At 71.7% G+C, this 17,431-nt stretch carries 16 protein-coding genes and 1 tRNA gene; 7 read left to right on the top strand and 10 right to left on the bottom strand.

What is annotated here, in order from left to right; all coding sequences use genetic code 11:
- Positions 1-59 precede the first annotated feature (59 nt).
- Complete coding sequence (locus tag FM112_RS16430; protein ID WP_087009537.1) at positions 60-791, top strand: endonuclease/exonuclease/phosphatase family protein; 732 nt, start codon at positions 60-62, stop codon at positions 789-791.
- 51 nt (positions 792-842) lie between these two features.
- Here FM112_RS16430 and panD read toward each other — a convergent pair whose 3' ends face one another.
- From panD to FM112_RS16395, 7 genes are all read right to left on the bottom strand, one after another.
- Positions 843-1,256, bottom strand: coding sequence for an aspartate 1-decarboxylase (gene panD / locus FM112_RS16425; protein ID WP_087009536.1), 414 nt, complete (start codon positions 1,254-1,256; stop codon positions 843-845).
- A 75-nt stretch (positions 1,257-1,331) separates the two neighbouring features.
- Positions 1,332-1,407 (bottom strand) — tRNA-Thr (locus tag FM112_RS16420).
- 76 nt (positions 1,408-1,483) lie between these two features.
- A complete protein-coding gene (locus tag FM112_RS16415) occupies positions 1,484-4,891 on the bottom strand; it encodes an AAA family ATPase (protein ID WP_087009535.1) in 3,408 nt (1,135 codons plus the stop codon).
- A gap of 90 nt (positions 4,892-4,981) precedes the next feature.
- Positions 4,982-5,944, bottom strand: coding sequence for a 23S rRNA (guanosine(2251)-2'-O)-methyltransferase RlmB (gene rlmB / locus FM112_RS16410; protein WP_087009534.1), 963 nt, complete (start codon positions 5,942-5,944; stop codon positions 4,982-4,984).
- Positions 5,941-7,341 (bottom strand): cysteine--tRNA ligase, encoded by a 1,401-nt coding sequence (cysS, locus tag FM112_RS16405; protein ID WP_087009533.1) that lies wholly within the window; start codon positions 7,339-7,341, stop codon positions 5,941-5,943. The genes rlmB and cysS overlap by 4 nt, the downstream gene beginning before the upstream one ends.
- 9 nt (positions 7,342-7,350) lie before the next feature.
- A complete protein-coding gene (gene ispD / locus FM112_RS16400; protein ID WP_087009532.1) occupies positions 7,351-8,619 on the bottom strand; it encodes a 2-C-methyl-D-erythritol 4-phosphate cytidylyltransferase in 1,269 nt (422 codons plus the stop codon).
- 66 nt (positions 8,620-8,685) lie between these two features.
- Positions 8,686-9,168, bottom strand: coding sequence for a CarD family transcriptional regulator (locus tag FM112_RS16395; RefSeq protein ID WP_087009531.1), 483 nt, complete (start codon positions 9,166-9,168; stop codon positions 8,686-8,688).
- 263 nt (positions 9,169-9,431) lie between these two features.
- Here FM112_RS16395 and FM112_RS16390 point away from each other — a divergent pair, with 263 nt between their 5' ends.
- Positions 9,432-10,076: a hypothetical protein gene (locus FM112_RS16390; RefSeq protein WP_140400740.1), complete on the top strand. Its 645-nt coding sequence runs from the start codon at positions 9,432-9,434 to the stop codon at positions 10,074-10,076.
- Positions 10,077-10,141: 65 nt separating this feature from the next.
- Here the strand turns inward: FM112_RS16390 and FM112_RS16385 are convergent, their stop codons facing one another.
- Together FM112_RS16385 and FM112_RS16380 are read right to left on the bottom strand one after the other, a co-directional pair.
- Positions 10,142-10,825 carry a response regulator transcription factor gene (locus FM112_RS16385; RefSeq protein WP_087009529.1) on the bottom strand — a complete coding sequence of 228 codons (684 nt, stop codon included), beginning with the start codon at positions 10,823-10,825 and terminating at the stop codon, positions 10,142-10,144.
- A gap of 58 nt (positions 10,826-10,883) precedes the next feature.
- A complete protein-coding gene (locus FM112_RS16380; RefSeq protein WP_087009528.1) occupies positions 10,884-12,068 on the bottom strand; it encodes a cell wall metabolism sensor histidine kinase WalK in 1,185 nt (394 codons plus the stop codon).
- Between the two features lie 169 nt (positions 12,069-12,237).
- Here FM112_RS16380 and phoU point away from each other — a divergent pair, with 169 nt between their 5' ends.
- The gene (gene phoU, locus FM112_RS16375) at positions 12,238-12,894 is read left to right on the top strand and encodes a phosphate signaling complex protein PhoU (protein WP_087009527.1); all 657 of its coding nucleotides are present in this window, start codon (positions 12,238-12,240) and stop codon (positions 12,892-12,894) included.
- A 78-nt stretch (positions 12,895-12,972) separates the two neighbouring features.
- Here the strand turns inward: phoU and FM112_RS16370 are convergent, their stop codons facing one another.
- Positions 12,973-13,722: a phosphoglyceromutase gene (locus tag FM112_RS16370; RefSeq protein ID WP_087009526.1), complete on the bottom strand. Its 750-nt coding sequence runs from the start codon at positions 13,720-13,722 to the stop codon at positions 12,973-12,975.
- A 143-nt stretch (positions 13,723-13,865) separates the two neighbouring features.
- On the opposite strand from FM112_RS16370, the gene FM112_RS16365 reads away from it, so the two are divergent.
- The 4 genes from FM112_RS16365 to FM112_RS16350 are packed head-to-tail and all read left to right on the top strand — an operon-like array spanning position 13,866 to position 17,430.
- A complete protein-coding gene (locus FM112_RS16365) occupies positions 13,866-14,828 on the top strand; it encodes an ABC transporter ATP-binding protein (RefSeq protein ID WP_087009582.1) in 963 nt (320 codons plus the stop codon).
- Positions 14,825-15,649 carry an ABC transporter permease gene (locus FM112_RS16360; protein WP_087009525.1) on the top strand — a complete coding sequence of 275 codons (825 nt, stop codon included), beginning with the start codon at positions 14,825-14,827 and terminating at the stop codon, positions 15,647-15,649. Before FM112_RS16365 ends, FM112_RS16360 begins: the two co-directional genes overlap by 4 nt.
- Before the next feature lie 36 nt (positions 15,650-15,685).
- Complete coding sequence (locus FM112_RS16355; protein WP_087009524.1) at positions 15,686-16,813, top strand: sensor histidine kinase; 1,128 nt, start codon at positions 15,686-15,688, stop codon at positions 16,811-16,813.
- Positions 16,810-17,430: a response regulator transcription factor gene (locus tag FM112_RS16350; protein ID WP_087009523.1), complete on the top strand. Its 621-nt coding sequence runs from the start codon at positions 16,810-16,812 to the stop codon at positions 17,428-17,430. The genes FM112_RS16355 and FM112_RS16350 overlap by 4 nt, the downstream gene beginning before the upstream one ends.
- Position 17,431: the final 1 nt, after the last annotated feature.

The following is a 17,431-nucleotide window of genomic DNA, read 5'->3' as shown; positions in this document are numbered from 1 at the left end:
ATCGACGGCCCGTCCGACTCACCCCGTTCTGCCAGCAACCGGGGCTAGGCTCGCCGGCGATGAGGCTTATCAGCTATAACTTGCGAAATCACAGCGCGGTGTCCGATCTCGAATCGATCGTCGCAATCCATGATCCCGATGCGCTCTGCATCCAGGAGGCGCACACGGCGCTCCTCCCCCGCAGCATCGCCGATCTCCGCCTCGTGCAGGCGACCGCGCAGAACCGGCTGGGACTCGCGATGTACCTGCGCCCAGAGCGGTTCCGGACCCGGGACCTGCGGGTCGTGGCGCTCAGGAAGTCGCTGCACGACCGCCTGATGAAGCCCGCGCACGAGCGGCTCATCGCGGTGCGCGCCTTCGACGCCAAGTATGAGCAGGAGGTCGTCCTCGCGTCGTTCCACGCGGCGCCGCTCACCGCGCTCAACTCGCTGCGGCGCCACCAGATCACCACCGCCTTCTCGGAGATGCACGACCTGGGCGAGGGACTGCCCGCCCTCATGGCCGGCGACTACAACTACCCGTTCTTCCAGCGCTCCCTGGCCGACCGCCTCCGCACGCAGGGATACACGCTGAGCAAGAGCGACCGCAGCACCTACTCGCGCTACCGCGTCCTGCGCGGGCACTACGACTTCGCGACCTCCAAGGGCTTCGAGGTGGAGGACGTCCGCACGCTCCCCCAGAGCAAGTCCGACCACCTCCCCATCCTCGTGCAGGCCTCGCTGGCGCCCGTCGCCGCGAAGGCCGAGCCCGTGCTCGTCGGCCCCGCGGCGCAGCCGATCCCGATGGTGTAGCGACGCGGCCGACCCCGAAGACATGGCGGCGCGGCCGCGATGGCGCAGCGCTCAGCCGCGGCGCGAGGAGCGCTGGTCCGTCGCGCCGGGGACGGGCTCGGCGGCATCGGCCCCGAGCGCGAGGATGCGGTTGTCCGCGTCCACGTGCACGACCCGCGGCGCGTATCCGTCGAGCTCCGCCTCCTCGGCCAGGAGGTAGGACATGATGATCACGAGGTCGCCGGGCTGCACGAGGTGCGCCGCGGCACCGTTGATGCAGATGCGGCCGTCCCCGGCCCCGCCCTCGATCACGTAGGTCTCGAGCCGCGCGCCGTTCGTGATGTCCACGATCTGCACCTGCTCGCCCTCGACGAATCCCGCCGCTCGGACCAGGTCGGCGTCGATCGTGACCGAGCCGACGTAGTGCAGGTCGGCCTGGGTGACGGTGGCCCGGTGGATCTTGCCGCCGAGTACGGTGCGGAGCATGCGGTCCCCTCTTCCGGTCTTCATCGACGCTTCCCGCGCGGGGACACGCACACGCGTCCCGGTACGGGAGAAGCCTGGAGCCGACTGCGGGGATCGAACCCGCGACCTTCTGTTTACAAGACAGATGCTCTGCCAGCTGAGCTAAGTCGGCACGGCATCCATCCTAGACGGATCCCGGCGCCGGCCTCGCCCTCGCGCACCGGCCGCCCGCCGAGAGCCCGGAACCGCTACGCGGGATCGGCCTCGAACCCGCGGATCACCGCATCGCGGATGCGCATCGCCTCGTCGCCGGTCGCGTCGTTCTCGACGAGCCATCGCTTGTGCGCCTTCTCCACCTCCTGCGCGAAGTTCCGGGCCCATCGGCCGTTCGAGCGCTCCGCCTCCGGCAGCGAGGCGTACCGCCCGGCCGCGATCCCCGCCAGCAGCGCCTCGTCGAAGCGCCAGACCCGGGCCAGCCTCACGACGACGATCCGCGCGACCTCCTCGGGCGTGTAGTCGGGGAACTCGATCCGCAGCGGGATCCTCGAGCGCAGCCCGGGGTTCGCGCCGAGGAACGCGTCCATCTCGTCCGTGTAGCCGGCGAAGATCGCGACGAACCGGTCGCGGTCGTTCTCGAGCCGGGTCATGAACGTCTCGATGGCCATCCGACCGAAATCGTTCGTCGTGCCCTCGACGTGCAGCTGATAGGCCTCGTCCACGAACAGCACGCCGCCCATCGCCTCGTCGATGGCCTTCGTCGTGTTCCGCTCGCTGTGCCCGATGAACGCGCCCACGAGATCGGAGCGGTCGACGACCTTCACCGTGGGCGTCGCGAGGATGCCGAGGTTGTAGAACAGCCTCGCGATGATGTCGGCCACCGTGGTCTTGCCGGTGCCGGGGTTGCCCGTGAAGACCATGTGGTAGGTGGGCCGTTCGAGGCCGGCGCCGAGCTGGGCCAGCCGCGCATTCGCCTCCGCCTCGCGCGTGAGATCGCGCACCCAGGACTTCACCGGCTCGAGCCCGACGAGGCCGTCCAGCTCCTGCAGCAGCTCCTCCGCGCTCTCGGCCTTCCGCGCGGTGTCGCCGCCCGCGGTCTCGGCGAGGTCGGCGGCGGTGATGGTCTGGGTGTCCTCGTCGTCGCCGTCGACGACCCGGCGCGCCATCTGCTTGACGAGCCGCTCGTTGAAATTGCGCACCCAGCGCCCGTTGCTGCGATCGTTGCTCCGGCGGTACTCCGCCATCACGGCCCGCCGGTACTCGTCCTCGTCGACGCGGTACTCCTCGTCGAGCAGCTGCCGGTAGCCGATCTCCGCGACTTCCTCGGCGCTGTAGTCCTCGAAGTCGAAGCGGTTGGGGATGCGCGACTGCAGGCCGGGGTTCATCTGCAGGAAGTCCTGCATCCGGTCGGTGTACCCGGCGAAGATCACCACGATCTCATCGCGGTTGTTCTCCATGAACGTGAGGATGGTGTCCACGGCCTCCTGCGCGAACTCGTTGTTCCGCTCCTGGTAGAGGGAGTACGCCTCGTCGATGAACAGCACCCCGCCGCGGGCGCGCTCGAGCACGGCCTGCGTGAGATTGGCGGATTCGCCGAGGTGCTCGGCGACGAGATCCCGGCGCTGCACCTCGACGAGCTTGTCCCTGGCCACCGCTCCCGCGCGGTAGAGGGCCTGCTGCAGCAGCCGCGCCACCGTGGTCTTGCCCGTGCCCGGGTTGCCGAGGAAGACGCTGTGCATGGTCAGGTCCGTGGTCTTGAGCCCCTGGCGCCGCCGGCGCTGGTTGAACTCCACCATCCTCGTGAACGATTCGATCTGCTCCTTGACCCTGGCGAGCCCGGTGAGCCGGCCGATCTCGGCAAGCGGATCCTCGGCCTCGCCCTCCGGGGACGCGTGATCGCCCGAGAACTCCGCCCCGGCCTCGGGAGCCGCCGATTCGGCGGCCTGGGCCTCTTCGCCGCCCCCGGGGCGGGCCCGGACCGGCTCGGGGGCCGCGCCCGTCTCATCCGCCGCGGGCTCCTCCTCCGCAAGCTCGTCCCCCGCGGGCTCCTCCTCCGCGCCGACGGGCTCGCCGGCGACCTCCACGTGGGCATCACCGTCGTCGACCACCCGGATGCCGCCGCCCTCGGGAGCCTCGACCCGGTCGACGATCACGGTGCTCGCCTCGGCGCCGAGCTCGAGGCCGGCGTCCTCGGTCGCGATGCGCTCGAACCGGGCCGTGCTGCCCCCGGCCGCGTAGACGGCGCGCTGTCCGGCCTCGTTGCCGTACAGGGTCAGGCCGTTCGTCGACTCGACGGTGCTGCCGCCGATCGCGCAGATCTGCACCGCGCTGCAGTCGTCGAGCGACGCCGCGGCGCCCTCGGTCGCCTGCAGCCAGCCGACGAGCGAACCCCTGGCCTCCAGCCGGGTCCCGGCGCCGATCAGCGTCACCACCCCCGAGATCGAGTCCGTGCCGCACACGACCTCGCTGTCGAGGAGCCGCACGGTGCTCGCCTCCGCGTAGATGGCCGGGTACTCCCCCGTCGGCTCGGTCTCGAGCACGACGTTCGTCAGCGTCGTGGTGGCGGATTCCGTCGCGTACAGCGCGTTCCGCCCCTCGGGCGGGCGGATGGTGAGGTTCGATATCGCGACCTCGCCTCCCGCCATGGGGGCGAGCGACCCGTGCAGCACCGTCGCCTCGACCCGGCCCCGCCCCGCGAGGTCCACCCCGATGCGGAGCAGGCCGTCGTGATCCTCGAGGAAGTACTCGCCCTCCTCCATCAGCACCGTGTCGCCCGGCGCGAGCGCGGGAGCCACCGCCTCCGCGAACCGACGGGCGTCGGCCGCGCGCCACGGGACCACCTTCGGGGCCCGCGGCGCCTCGGGCTCGGGCGGCGGAGCCGGGACGGCCCCGGTGTCGGTGACCGATCCCTCGGGCGCTCGGAGCGTGGATGCGCCGGTGCGGATCACCGTGAGCCGGCGCCCCTCCGGCCCGTCGATCGCGTCCAGCTGCAGGAAGCTGTCCTCGCAGAGCGCCTCGAACGGCCCCTCGTCCTGCCGCAGATGCTGGAGGACCGCGACCGATTCGTTCTGCAGCACGAGGCAGCGCCGGTCCGCGGCGGGGGCGAGTCGGGTCGTACCGGTGGCGGTGACCCTCGACCGGTCCGCGGCCATGATGGCGGCGCAGCGGACATCGGCGAGGTTCGCGGTCGCGCCCTCGAGCCGGAGCACCGGCATCGCCGTCCCGTCGGCCTCGACAGTCGCGCCCGCCTTCGCGAAGACGGCCGCCTCCCGCTCGTCGCCGGAGCGGACCGTGCAGCCCCGCAGCACGAGCGCCCCGCCCTCGTCGTAGATCGCGGGGTACTTGGCCGCCGGGTCGCCCTGGATCACGACGTTCCGGAGCTCCGCGCGCGCACCGTCGGCGAGCTGCAGCGCGTTGTCGAAATGCGGGGCCCGGAGCGTGAGGTCCTCGAGGCGCAGCGCTCCCCGCACCTCGATCCTCGTCTGCAGGACCGTCCGCTCCGGGTCGCCGCGACCCGCTATCCGGGCCGAGCCGACGTAGACCGGATCGACGACGTGCACGCCCTCGCCGAGCAGCACGGTATCGGCGCCCGTCGCCCGCTGCAGCGCTTCGAGGAGGGTGGGCCCCCGATGCCCCTGATTCACCCGGATGACTGCCACGAGTCCGCACGCTCCTCACCTGATCGCGAATGGCCCATATGCTAGCCGCCGTGCAGCAACCCGGGTGCAGCCGGGGACCGGATGAGGATGCTAGCCGGCGTCGGCCTCCGCGGCCGCGCGCAGGCGCGAGACCTCGTACATGGCGACCGAGGCCGCGATCCCCGCGTTGAGCGACTCCGTGGCCGAGGAGATCGGGATCGACACGATCGCGTCGCAGTGCTCGGTCACGAGCCGCGAGAGCCCCTTGCCCTCGGAGCCCACGACGATGAGCAGCGGCGAGGTCGCGAGCTGCAGGTCGGGCAGCTGCACGTCGCCGTCGCCGTCGAGGCCGACCACGAACACGCCCGCGTCCTTGAACGACTTCACGACGTTCGTGAGGTTGCCCGCGAGCGCGACGGGCAGCCGCGCGGCGGCGCCCGCCGAGGTCTTCCACGCCGAGGCCGTCATGCCCGCGGCCCGGCGCTGCGGCACGATGACGCCGTGCCCGCCGAACGCCGCCACCGAGCGCACGATGGCGCCGAGGTTGCGGGGGTCGGTGATGCCGTCGAGCGCCACGAACAGCGGCGTCTCCGCCTTCGAGACGGTGGTCTGGAGCAGGTCGATCGGGTCCGCGTACTCGTAGGGCGGCACCTTCAGCGCCACGCCCTGGTGCACGGCGTCGAAGGGCACCATGCGGTCGAGCTCCTGGCGGGTGACCTCGAGCATCGGGATATGGCGCTTGGCCGCGAGCTGGATGATCTCGCGCATCCGGTCGTCGAGCTCGAGGTTGGACGCGACGTAGACCGTGGTCGCGGGGATCTCGGCGCGCAGCGCCTCGAGCGCCGAGTTGCGGCCGGTGACGAGCTCGACGTCACTCGGCGCCGACTGGCGGCGCTGCTGCGGCCGGCGGGGCGCGTCCTTCGCCGTCCGCGCGGCCTGCGCGCGGCGGCGCTTGGCCCAGTGCCGATCCTCGGCCCGCGGGGTCGGCCCCTTGCCCTCGAGCGCCTTGCGCCCGTGGCCGCCGGTGCCCTTGGTGGGCCCCTTCTTCCGGCCAGTCGACTTCTTTCCACTCATTCGTTCACACTCCAGTGCGACCCCTGCGGGGTGTCTTCAATCGTGATTCCCGCGGCGGTCAACCCGTCGCGGATGCGGTCTGCGGCTGCCCAGTCGCGGGCGCCGCGGGCGGCGGCGCGCTGCTCGAGGAGCTCGCGGATCAGCGAGTCGAGCACCGGCTCGAGCTTCGAATCGCCCGTCCCGGCATCCGCCCATTCCTCCGCCAGGGGGTCGACGCCGAGAATGCCGAGCATACCCCGCACCGAGGCCGCGAGCTCGGCGACCAGCGCCCGGTCCCCCTCCTCGATGGCCTGATTGCCGGCGGTGACAGTGCCGTGCACGACCGCGAGCGCCTGGGGCACGGCGAAGTCGTCGCGCATCGCCTCCGCGTACGAGGCGGGCAGGGAGGCGGCCGGCTCGACGCCGCCGACGAGGCGCCCGGCCCGGTCGAGGAAGTGCTCGATGCGTTCGAAGCTCGACTGCGCCTCGGCGTAGGCCTCGTCGCTGAGCTCGATGGTCGAGCGGTAGTGGGCGCTGCCGAAGAGGTAGCGCACGACGATCGGGCGGCGCTCGGCGAGCAGGTCGGTGGCGGAGACGATGTTGCCGACGGACTTCGACATCTTCGTGCCGCCCAGCGAGACCAGGCCGTTGTGGATCCAGTGCCGCGCGAAGCCGTCCCCCGCGGCCCGGGACTGCGCCAGCTCGTTCTCGTGGTGCGGGAAGCGCAGGTCGCGGCCGCCGCCGTGGATGTCGAACTCGGCGCCGAGGTACTTCGTCGACATCGCCGAGCACTCGATGTGCCAGCCCGGGCGCCCGGGGCCCCAGGGCGAGTCCCACGCGGCGGAGTCGGGCTCGCCCTCCTTCCGGCCCTTCCACAGCGCGAAGTCCTGCGCCGACCGCTTGCCGCGCTCGGCGCCGTCCTCGGCCGCGACCATGTCGGCGGGCCGCTGGCGGGTCAGCTCGCCGTAATCGACCCAGGAGGCGGTGTCGAAGTACACGCCGTCCTCGGCCGCATAGGCGTGGCCGCGCTCGATGAGGCGGGCGATGATCGCCTGCATCTCGGGGATCGCGCCCGTGGCGCGCGGCTCGTAGGTCGGCGGCTGGATGCGCAGGGCCGCGTACGCCGCGGTGAACTCCCGCTCGACGCGGTACGCGAGCGCCCACCAGGGCTCGTGCTCGGTGGCGTTCGCGAGGGTCTTGTCGTCGATGTCGGTGACGTTGCGCACGAGCGTCACGCGGTAGCCCTCGTGGGCGAACCAGCGGCGGATCTGGTCGTAGACCAGCGCCGACCGGAGATGCCCGACGTGGGGCGCCGACTGCACCGTCGGCCCGCAGACGTACATCGAGACTTCGCCGTCGCGGAGCGGCGCGAAGTCGACGAGGGCCTGCTGTCGGGTGTCGTAGAGCTGCTGAGTCACCGTTCCATCCTAGAGCGGGCGGCCCTCCGGGAACGCCGGTGCGGCCGCGGGCACCTCGACGAGCGCCGTCGCGATCGCGAGGACGCCCTCATCGGCGTCGCCCGTGAAGCCGAGCCCGTCGGAGGTCGTGGCCGACACCGACACGGGCGCGCCGAGCGCCCCGCTCAGCACCGCCGAGGCCTCCGCCGCGCGGTCGCCGAAGCGCGGCCGCCGGCACACGACCTGCACGCTCGCGTTGCGGATGCGGCAGCCGTGCGCCTCGAGCAGCTCGCGGGTGGCCTCGAGGAACACCGCGCCCGCCGCGTCCGCGAACCGCGGGTCGTCGGTGCCGAACACCGAGCCGATGCTGCCGAGCCCGGCGGCGCCGAGGAGCGCATCCACGAGGGCATGGCTCGCGGCGTCGCCGTCGCTGTGCCCCGACAGCCCGCGCTCGCCGGGGAACTCGATGCCGGCGAGCCGGCAGGGCGACTCGTCGTCGAACGCGTGCACGTCGGTGCCCGTGCCCACCCGGAGCTCGCGCGCCCCGGCACCCGACGCGTCCCGTTCGGCGAGGATGCGCCCGGCCCGCTCCAGGTCCGCCGGCGAGGTGATCTTGAACGCGGCGTCCTCCCCGGGCACGACCTCGACCCGGCCGCCGGCCGCGGCGAAGATGCCGGCGTCGTCGGTGGCCTCCGCGGGGGCCCGGCGGTAGGCGTCGCGGAGCGCGTCCGAGGGGAAGCCCTGCGGGGTCTGCACCGCCCGCAGCGCCTCGCGATCCACGGTGCGTTCCACCAGCCCGGCCCCGTCCACGCGCTTGACGGTGTCGGTCACCGGCAGGCCGGGTACGACACCGCCGCCCGTGGCGCGCACCGCCCCGGCGACCGCGGCGAACAGGCCGCCGGAGGCGAACGGCCGCGCCGCGTCGTGCACGAGCAGCACGTCGCAGTCGGCGGGGAGCGCCTCGAGCCCCGCCCGCACGGAGGCGTGGCGGGATGCTCCGCCCGGCACCGCGGCCGCCGAGACGAGGCGCGACCCGAGCGGTGCCAGCGCCTCGGCGGCGAGCCGCTCGGCCTGGCGCGCGTACCCCTCTTCGGGAGGCACCACCACGGCCGCCGCCACGCGGCCGGGCAGGCCGAGCAGCCCCCGGAGCGCATGCGCGAGCATCGGCTCGCCGCCGAGCTCCGCGAAGGCCTTGGGCCGCCCGAGCCCCAGCCGGGTGCCCGAGCCGGCCGCCACGATCACGACGCCCGTGCAGGCGCCCTCCCCCCGCACTGGTGCGCTGTCATCCGAAGCCGCCATTTCCGCCATAGACGAAAGCATCCCACAGCCGGGAACGGCTGCGGGATGCTGACGGGATCGGCTCGGCTAGGAGGCGAGCACCTCGTCGAGGTGGACATTCGCCTGGTCCTCGTCGGTCTCCTCGGCGAGCGCGAGCTCGGAGACGAGCACCTGGCGCGCCTTCGAGAGCATGCGCTTCTCGCCCGCCGACAGGCCCTTGTCCTGGTCGCGGCGCCAGAGGTCGCGCACGACCTCCGAGACCTTGATGACGTCGCCCGAGGCGAGCTTCTCCATGTTGGACTTGTACCGGCGCGACCAGTTGGTGGGCTCCTCGGTGATCGGCGCGCGCAGCACGTCGAAGACCTCCTGCAGGCCCTGGTCGTCGATGACGTCGCGAACGCCGACCAGCTCGACGTTCTCGGCCGGGACCTCGATCGTCAGGTCGCCCTGAGCCACGTTGAGTCGCAGATACGTCCGCTCCTCGCCCTTGATCACCCGGACCTTGACCTCTTCGATCGTGGCCGCTCCGTGGTGCGGGTAAACGACGGTCTCTCCGACCTCAAGATTCATAGATTTTCTCCCTAATCACGCAGACTTTTTCATTTTAGCACGGACAGATGCTAGGATTCCGCGCCCTCCGACGGGGAGCTCGCGCGTGCGCGGATGCAGGGGGAATGCCCGCAATCGGCTAGGCTTGAGCAAGATTTGTTATTCGCGAATCTCTGTCAAGTGAGCATTTGCATCGTAACCAGGAGGCCCCTGCCGTGAAGTTCCGTGCCGTTGCCGCAGCCGCGCTCGCCGTCGCCCTCGGGGCAGGCCTGACGGGATGCAACATGATCAGCCCTCAGCGGACGAACATGGAGTACGACGCCAGCGACGGCGTCAGCGCCTCCCTCGGCAGCGGCGTGAGCGTGCAGAACGCGCTGCTCATCACCGATGACGAGGGCGCCGCCGCGAACCTCGTGTTCTCGGCCGTCAACCTCACGACCGACGACGTGGACCTCGCCGTGGACGTCGCGGGCGAGACCGTGTCCATCCCGCTCGCGTACACGCCCGGCGAGGGCTTGAACAAGATCGGCTTCGGCGAGGGCGGCCAGCAGCTCGTCGAGGGCGACTTCGTCTCGGGCACCACCGTCGAGGTGGCCTTCAGCGCCACCTACACCGACGCCGAGGGGGCGAGCCAGTCGTCGGAGGAGACGATCCTCGTGCCGGTCCTCGGCGCGGACGACCCGGAGCGGGTGCTCGAGGAGTACGCGCACCTCCTGCCCGTCATCCCCGTCGAGACGACCCCGGAGCCCACGACCGACTTCGAGGGTGGGCTCGAGGGCGATGCCGCCGCCGAAGGCGAGACCGGCGTTGAGGGCGACGCCTCGGCCGAGGGCGGCCCCGTCGAGGAGGAGTTCGTCGAGAACCCCGAGGAGGGCGGCGTCGACGGCACCGAGAACTTCGACGAGGGCGCCGAGCAGCCCGTCGAGTAGCACCGGCATTCGCGAATACGGCTGCGGCCCCGTCCCATCGGACGGGGCCGCAGCCGTATTCGCGGTCAGCCCTCGAAGCGATAGCCGAGGCCGCGCACCGTGACGAGCAGCTTGGGCGAGGAGGGCTCGACCTCGATGCGCGAGCGGATGCGCTTGATGTGCACGTCGAGCGTCTTCGTGTCGCCGTAGTAGTCCGGCCCCCACACCCGGTCGATGAGCTGCCCGCGGGTCAGCACGCGGCCGCTGTTGCGCATCAAGTACTCGAGCAGCTCGAACTCCTTGAGCGGCATCGGTGTGAGGCTGCCGCGCACGATCACCGTGTGACGGTCGACGTCCATGCGGATGTCGTTGACCTCCACGATGGCGTCGTCCTCGTCCTCCTCGGCGTGCTCGGCGCGGCGCAGCACCGCACGCACGCGCGCCAGCAGCTCGCGGGTGGAGTAGGGCTTCGTGACGTAGTCGTCGGCGCCGAGCTCGAGACCGACGATGATGTCGACCTCCGAGTCCTTCGCGGTCAGCATGATGATCGGCACGGAGGACGAGGTGCGGATGCGCTTGCACACCTCGGTGCCGGGCAGCCCGGGCAGCATGAGGTCGAGCAGGACGAGGTCCGCGCCGTCCCGCTCGAACTGCTCCACCGCGTCGTTGCCGTCCTCGGCCACCGCGGTCTCGTAGCCCTCGCGGTTCAGCAGATAGGCCAGCGGCTCGTGCAGCGATGCTTCGTCTTCGACGATAAGAATTCTGGTCACGGGTCCATTGTGCATACGTACGGCAAACGGATGGTGAACGAGGATCCGCGACCCGGGGCTAGGCCGCCTCCTCGCCGTTCGCGAGGGCGCGGGCGCGCTCGGGCGCGAACGTCCCCGCCGCCCCCTGGATCGCCGGGATCCGCACCGTGAAGGTGGAGCCCTCCCCCGGCTTCGACCACACGCGGATCTCGCCGCCGTGGTTCTCGACGATGTGCCGCACGATGCTCAGCCCGAGGCCCGTGCCGCCGGTATTGCGGGCCCGCGCCGCGTCGACGCGGTAGAAGCGCTCGAAGATGCGCTGCTGGTCGTCCTCGGGGATGCCGATGCCGTGATCCGCCACCGAGACCTCCACGACCCCGTCGACGAGCCGCGCGCCGATGCCGATCTGGGAGCCCTCGGGCGAGTAGGTCACCGCGTTCGTCAGCAGGTTCTGGATGCAGATGAGCAGGAACGCCGCATCGCCCCACACCTCGAGCCCCGCCCCGTGCTTGACCCGCACGTTGATGCGCTTCGCATCCACCAGCGTGTGCGTGAGGTCGACCGCCTGATCGACGACGTCGGCCATGTCGACCACCACGGCCTTCTCGAGCGTGTCCATGGCCTGCAGCCTGCTGAGGTCGAGCAGCTCGCCCGTGAGCCGGCCCAGGCGGTCGCCCTCGAGCAGCATCCGCCCCGCGAAGTAGCGCACCTGCTCGGGATCGTCGGCGGCCTCCTGCACGGCCTCCGCCAGCAGCGTGACCGCGCCGATCGGCGTCTTCAGCTCGTGCGAGACGTTCGCCACGAAGTCGCGCCGCACCGCCTCCACCCGCCTCGCCTCGGTAACGTCCGACGCGAGGATGAGCATGAACCGGGGCGCGAGGTGGCTCGCGCGCACCCGGTACTGCAGCTCCGCCCCGCCGAACGGCCCGCGCGGGATCGACAGCGTCGCCTCGACGGTCCGCTCGGTGCGCCACGCCTCGGCGGCGATCTCGAGCAGCGGCGGCGAGAGCCGCCCGTCGCGCGTCACGAGGCCGTTGTTCGCGGCCCCCTGGCTCGAGCGGATGACGTTGTGCGAGGGGTCCGAGACGAGGGCCGTCTGCGGCAGCGCCGACAGCACCTCCTCGACGTCCTCCGAGATATGCGGGTCGATCAACTGCGCCACGCGGCGGCGAGCACGTATGATGGCCACCGTAATCGAGGCGATCACCACCCCGACGACGATGCCCAGCAGCAGGGTCAGGTAGATCGCCACGGCCGTATTCATATCAGCAACTCTAGGCCCGACCGGGTGCGCGGATGAACGCCGCTTAACCCGCCGGTCACCAACGCTTCAGATTCCACGGGTAAGTTCCCGCACTGTCCGTTCCGAAGGAACCCGCCAGGCTGCAGCGTGCCTGTCCTGTCGTGCCCTGCCAACAACTCGAAGGAACCCAATGCGCGAAGTATTCCAGCGTGAGCTCGCCGACGTCCAGGCCGGCCTGATCGCCATCTCCAAGGACGTCCACTCCGCCATCGAACGCGCGACCGCGGCGTTCAACCAGTCGGACGTCTCCCTCGCGGACCAGGTGATCAGCGACGACCTGAAGATCGACGAGCACACGCTCCGCGTCGACGACCTGAGCGTCGAGATCCTCCTCATGCAGTCCCCCGTCGCCCGCGACCTCCGCTTCATCGTCGCCACGATGCGCATGACCGCGGCGCTCGAGCGCATGGGCGACCTCGCCGCGCACATCGCGCAGCTCGCCCGCATGCGCTACCCCGAGGCCGTGGCGCCCGCCGACCTGCGCGAGCCGTTCGCCCGCGTCGGCGCGCTCGACACCGCCCAGGCCGAGCGCGTGGTCCGCCTCTTCGAGACCGAGGACTCGAACCTGATCGACGAGATCATCGCCGCCGACGACGCCGTGGACGCCACCCACCGGGAGGTGCTCGACTACCTCACCAAACACGAGGAGACGGGCGACGTCTCCGTCGCGCAGGCCGTCGACTCGACCCTCGCGAACCGCTACTTCGAGCGCTTCTCCGACCACGCGGTCTCGATCGCGCGCCGGATGCGCTACATGCAGGAGGGCACCGAGGCGAAGGCCGACTAGCCGAAGGCCCGCAGCCGCGAAGGCGGCCCCATCCGATTCCCTCGGATGGGGCCGCCTTCGCGCCTGGGGCGGGCGCCGCTACTTGCCCTGGCTCGCGACCGCCGCGGCGCCGGCCTCGGCAGCCTCCGGGTCGAGGTACCTCGCGGGCTCGACGGGGGCGAGCGTCTCGGGGTCGAGCCGGTACACGAGCGGGATGCCGGTGGGGATGTTCAGCCCGGTGATCTCCTCGTCCGAGATGCCGTCGAGGTGCTTCACGAGGGCGCGGAGCGAGTTGCCGTGGGCCGCCACGAGCACCGTCTTACCCCCGTGCAGGTCGGGCACGATGTCCGACTCCCAGTACGGGAGCAGCCGCGCGAGGACGTCCTTGAGGCATTCGGTGCGGGGCAGCGCGTCGCCGAGATCCGCGTAGCGGGGGTCTCCGGCCTGCGACCACTCGTCGTCGTCCGCGAGCGGGGGCGGCGGCACGTCGTAGGAGCGGCGCCAGATCATGAACTGCTCCTCGCCGAACTCGTCGCGCACCTGGGCCTTGTCCTTGCCCTGCAGCGCGCCGTAGTGGCGCTCGTTGAGGCGCCAGTCGCGCTTGACATCGATCCAGGAGAGCCCGGCCTCGCGAAGCGCGATGTTCGCCGTCTCGATCGCGCGCGTGAGGCGCGAGGTGTAGAGGATGTCGGGCGCGAGGCCCGCCTCCCGGATGAGCTCCCCGGCCCGGACCGCTTCGCCGCGGCCCTTCTCGGTGAGGTTCACGTCGACCCAGCCGGTGAACAGGTTCTTCTCATTCCATTCGCTCTGGCCGTGGCGGACCAGGATGAGCGTCAGCGGTGCGTTCATGCCGTCGATCTTAACCGGAAGAACCTGCGCGCCCCGCGGGAGGCCGCCCCGCCGGACCCTCCCGCGCGCGGCCGCGGCCCCGGCTGCGGAAACCGTGACGTTTGATCGAGGCGACGGGCTCCCCCGCGCGGCAGGCTGAGAGCATGTCAGCACCAGCCGTCCACGCAGAGTCAGCCGCCGACGCCGCGCCCGCCGTCGACGTCGTGCAGCTCGAGAAGACCTTCAACGCCTCCTCCCCGAATCCGGTCCGCGCCGTCTCGGGCGTGGACCTGCGCATCGAGCGGGGCGAGATCGTCGCCCTGCTCGGCACCAACGGCGCGGGCAAGACCACGCTCCTCGACGTCGTGCTCGGCCTCACCGAGCCCACGAAGGGCCGCGTCGACCTCTTCGGCGGCGATCGCGCCGGCGCGATCGCCTCGGGGCGCATCGCCGCCGTGCTGCAGACCGGCGGCCTGCTCGGCGACCTCAGCGTCGGCGAGACCGTGCGGATGATCGCCGGCCTCTACCCCCACTCCCTCTCCCCCGGCGAGGCGATGGCCCGCGCCGGCATCGAGCAGCTCGCGAGGCGGCGGGTCTCGAAGTGCTCGGGCGGCGAGCAGCAGCGGCTCAAGTTCGCGCTCGCGCTCCTGCCCGAGCCGGATCTGCTCATCCTCGACGAGCCCACCGCCGGCATGGACGTGAACGCCCGCCGCGAGTTCTGGGCGACCATGCGCCGCGAGGCCGGCGAGGGGCGCACGATCGTCTTCGCCACGCACTACCTGCAGGAGGCCGACGACTTCGCCCAGCGCATCACGATGCTCCATCAGGGCAGGATCGTCGCCGACGGGCCGGTCGAGGAGATCCGCGAGCTCACCGGCCGCAAGCAGGTGAGCGTCACGTGGCCCGACGCGACGGACGAGGAGCTCGCGCGGATCCCCGACGCCGACGAGCTCGAGCGCAAGGCGGATCGCATCCGGTTCCAGACCGCGGACGCCGACGCCGCGGCGCGCTACCTGCTCGGCAGCACCCCGGCCCGCGATCTGCTCATCGGCAGCGCCGGCCTCGACAGCGTCTTCACCACCCTCACGAACGGCGATTCCGCCCGCACCGAAGGAGCACGAGCATGACCGCCACGACGACCCGGCCGGCGGCCCGACGCGTCGAAGGGCGCGCCGGCAGCCTCCTCAACCTCCGCTACACCGGGCTCGAGCTCGTCCGCAACCTGCGGATGTTCACGACCCTGTTCTTCATGATCGTGCTGCCCGCCACGATGTTCCTCATCTTCGGCGCGATGCAGGAGTTCTCCGACCTCGAGCTCGAGAGCGGCCGCGGCAACGTCGCGGCGCAGATCATGCTCTCCATGGCCGCCTACGGCGCGATCACGGCCACCGTCGGCACGGCGGGCGCCGCCGCGGTCGAGCTCCAGCAGGGCTGGGGCCGGCAGCTCGGGCTCACCCCGTTCCGCCGCGGCGGCTACGTGCTCTCCAAGACCATCGTCGCCCTCATCCTCGCCGTCCTGCCCATCCTCGCGGTATTCCTGCTCGGCATCCTCACGACGGCGCGCATGGATGCGTGGATCTGGCCCGTCGCCACGGGCCTCATCCTCCTCGGCAGCGTGGTCTTCGCCCTCTACGGGCTCGCGTTCGGCCTCGCCTTCCGCAGCGAGAGCGCCGTGGGCGCCGCCTCCGGGCTCATCGTGATCCTCATGTTCCTCGGCAACGCGTTCATGCCGCTGAGCGGATTCCTGCTCGACATGTCGGTGTTCACCCCCGTGTGGGGCGTGATGCAGCTCGCGCTGTGGCCGCTCAACGAGGGGGTCATGTACACGATGGACGCCGGCCCCGTGACCTACGCGCTGTGGCAGCCGCTGCTGAACATCCTCGTGTGGGCCGCGATCTTCGCGGTGCTGTGCCTGCTCGGGATGCGCCGGGGCACGAGCCGCCGTTGAGGCCGGTGCGCGGCACCGCTCGGTAGATTGATCGGCATGGACGTGGACGAGACGACGGCGATCGAACGGCGCCGCAAGGCGCGCGCCAGCACGACCCGCTACGCGGGCATCTGGACCGTGTTCCTGCTCATCCCGCTCTTCCTCATCCTCAACCTCTCGGAGGCGGGCCCCGTCTGGGACGCCATCGGGATCGCCGCGATCGTCGTGTTCGGGGTCGTGTACCTCGCGGCGTTCATCCCGCTGCAGCACTTCGACGAGAGCACCGGCGCGCTCGTGCCGAAGCTCGCGCCGCTGCGGCTCGCGGGCTCGACGGCCGTGCTGATCGGCATCGTCGCGTTCACGCTGCCCTCGCTGGGCGGCGGCGTCACCGCCTTCCTACCCTACTTCGTGGCGCTCGGCGCGTTCACGATGCCGCTGCGGCAGGGACTCGTGTGGGCGGCGTTCTGGTCGCTCGTGCCGTTCACGCTCGTGTGGTGGCTCAGCCCCGAGCCCGTGTGGGGCGAGGTGTTCGGGCCGCTGGCCTCGGTCATCTTCATCCTGGTGATCCGCTTCATCATGGAGTGGGGCGAGGTCGAGGACCGCGCGAGGCTCGAGCTCGCGGCGGTCCGCGAGCGCGAGGAGATCTCGCGCGACGTGCACGACATCCTCGGGCACACCCTCACCGTGGTCTCCCTCAAGACGCAGCTCGCCCGGCGCACCCTGCGCGAGCATCCCGACCGCGCCGAGGCCGAGCTCGACGAGGTGCTCGACCACGTGCAGCACGCGCTCGACGAGGTGCGCGCCACCGTCGGCCGCCTGCGCATCCCCGAGCTCTCGGCCCAGCTCGCGGGCGCCCGCACCGCGCTGCAGTCCAGCGGCATCCTGCTCAGCGTGAGCGGCAGCGCCGACCGGGTCGCGGGCGAGCACCGGGCGCTGTTCGCCTGGGCGGTGCGCGAGGCCACCACGAACGTCGTCCGGCACTCCGAGGCCTCCGAATGCCGCATCGAGCTCGAGCGCACGCGGGTGCGGATCGCCGACGACGGCGCGGGGATCGGCGCGCCCGAGGGCAACGGCCTCACCGGGCTGCGGCGGCGGGTCGAGGACGCGGGCGGCGCGCTCGAGCTCCGCCCGGCGGATCCCGCGGCCGAGCGGCCGGGAACCGTGCTGGAGGTGCGCTTCGCATGACCGGCCCCATCCGCATCCTCATCGCCGACGACCAGGACCTGGTGCGCGGCGCCCTCGCGGCGCTGCTCTCGCTCGAGGGCGACATCGAGGTGGTCGCCGAGACCGGCCGGGGCGACGAGGCCGCCCGCCTCGTGCTCGAGCATCCGGTGGACGTGGCGCTGCTCGACATCGAGATGCCCGGCCTCAACGGCATCGAGGCCGCCGCCGAGGTGCGCCGCGCCCGCCCCGACTGCCGCGTCCTCATCGTCACGACCTTCGGGCGGCCGGGCTATCTGCGGCACGCGATCGCCGCCGGCGCCACCGGGTTCGTGGTGAAGGACACGCCCGCCCCGCAGCTCGCGCAGGCGGTGCGCCGGGTGGCCCGGGGCGAGCGGGTGATCGACCCCGCGCTCGCCGCCGAGTCCATGGACGTCGGCGACAGCCCGCTCACCGGCCGCGAGACGGAGGTGCTGCGCGCCGCCGCCGACGGCGGCTCGGTGCGCGAGATCGCCCGCGCGCTGTTCCTCTCGGAGGGCACGGTACGCAACCACCTCTCGGCCGCGATCGGCAAGACCTGCGCGAAGAACCGCGCCGAGGCGGTGCGCATCGCGCGCGAGAACGGCTGGCTGCTGCGCTGAC

Origin of the sequence: Gulosibacter sp. 10, from assembly GCF_900163695.1 — a bacterium.
In the GTDB taxonomy this organism is placed as follows: Bacteria; Actinomycetota; Actinomycetes; order Actinomycetales; family Microbacteriaceae; genus Gulosibacter.
The sequence above is the reverse complement of the archived record's forward strand: the minus strand, read 5'-3'. Positions and strand labels throughout refer to the sequence as shown.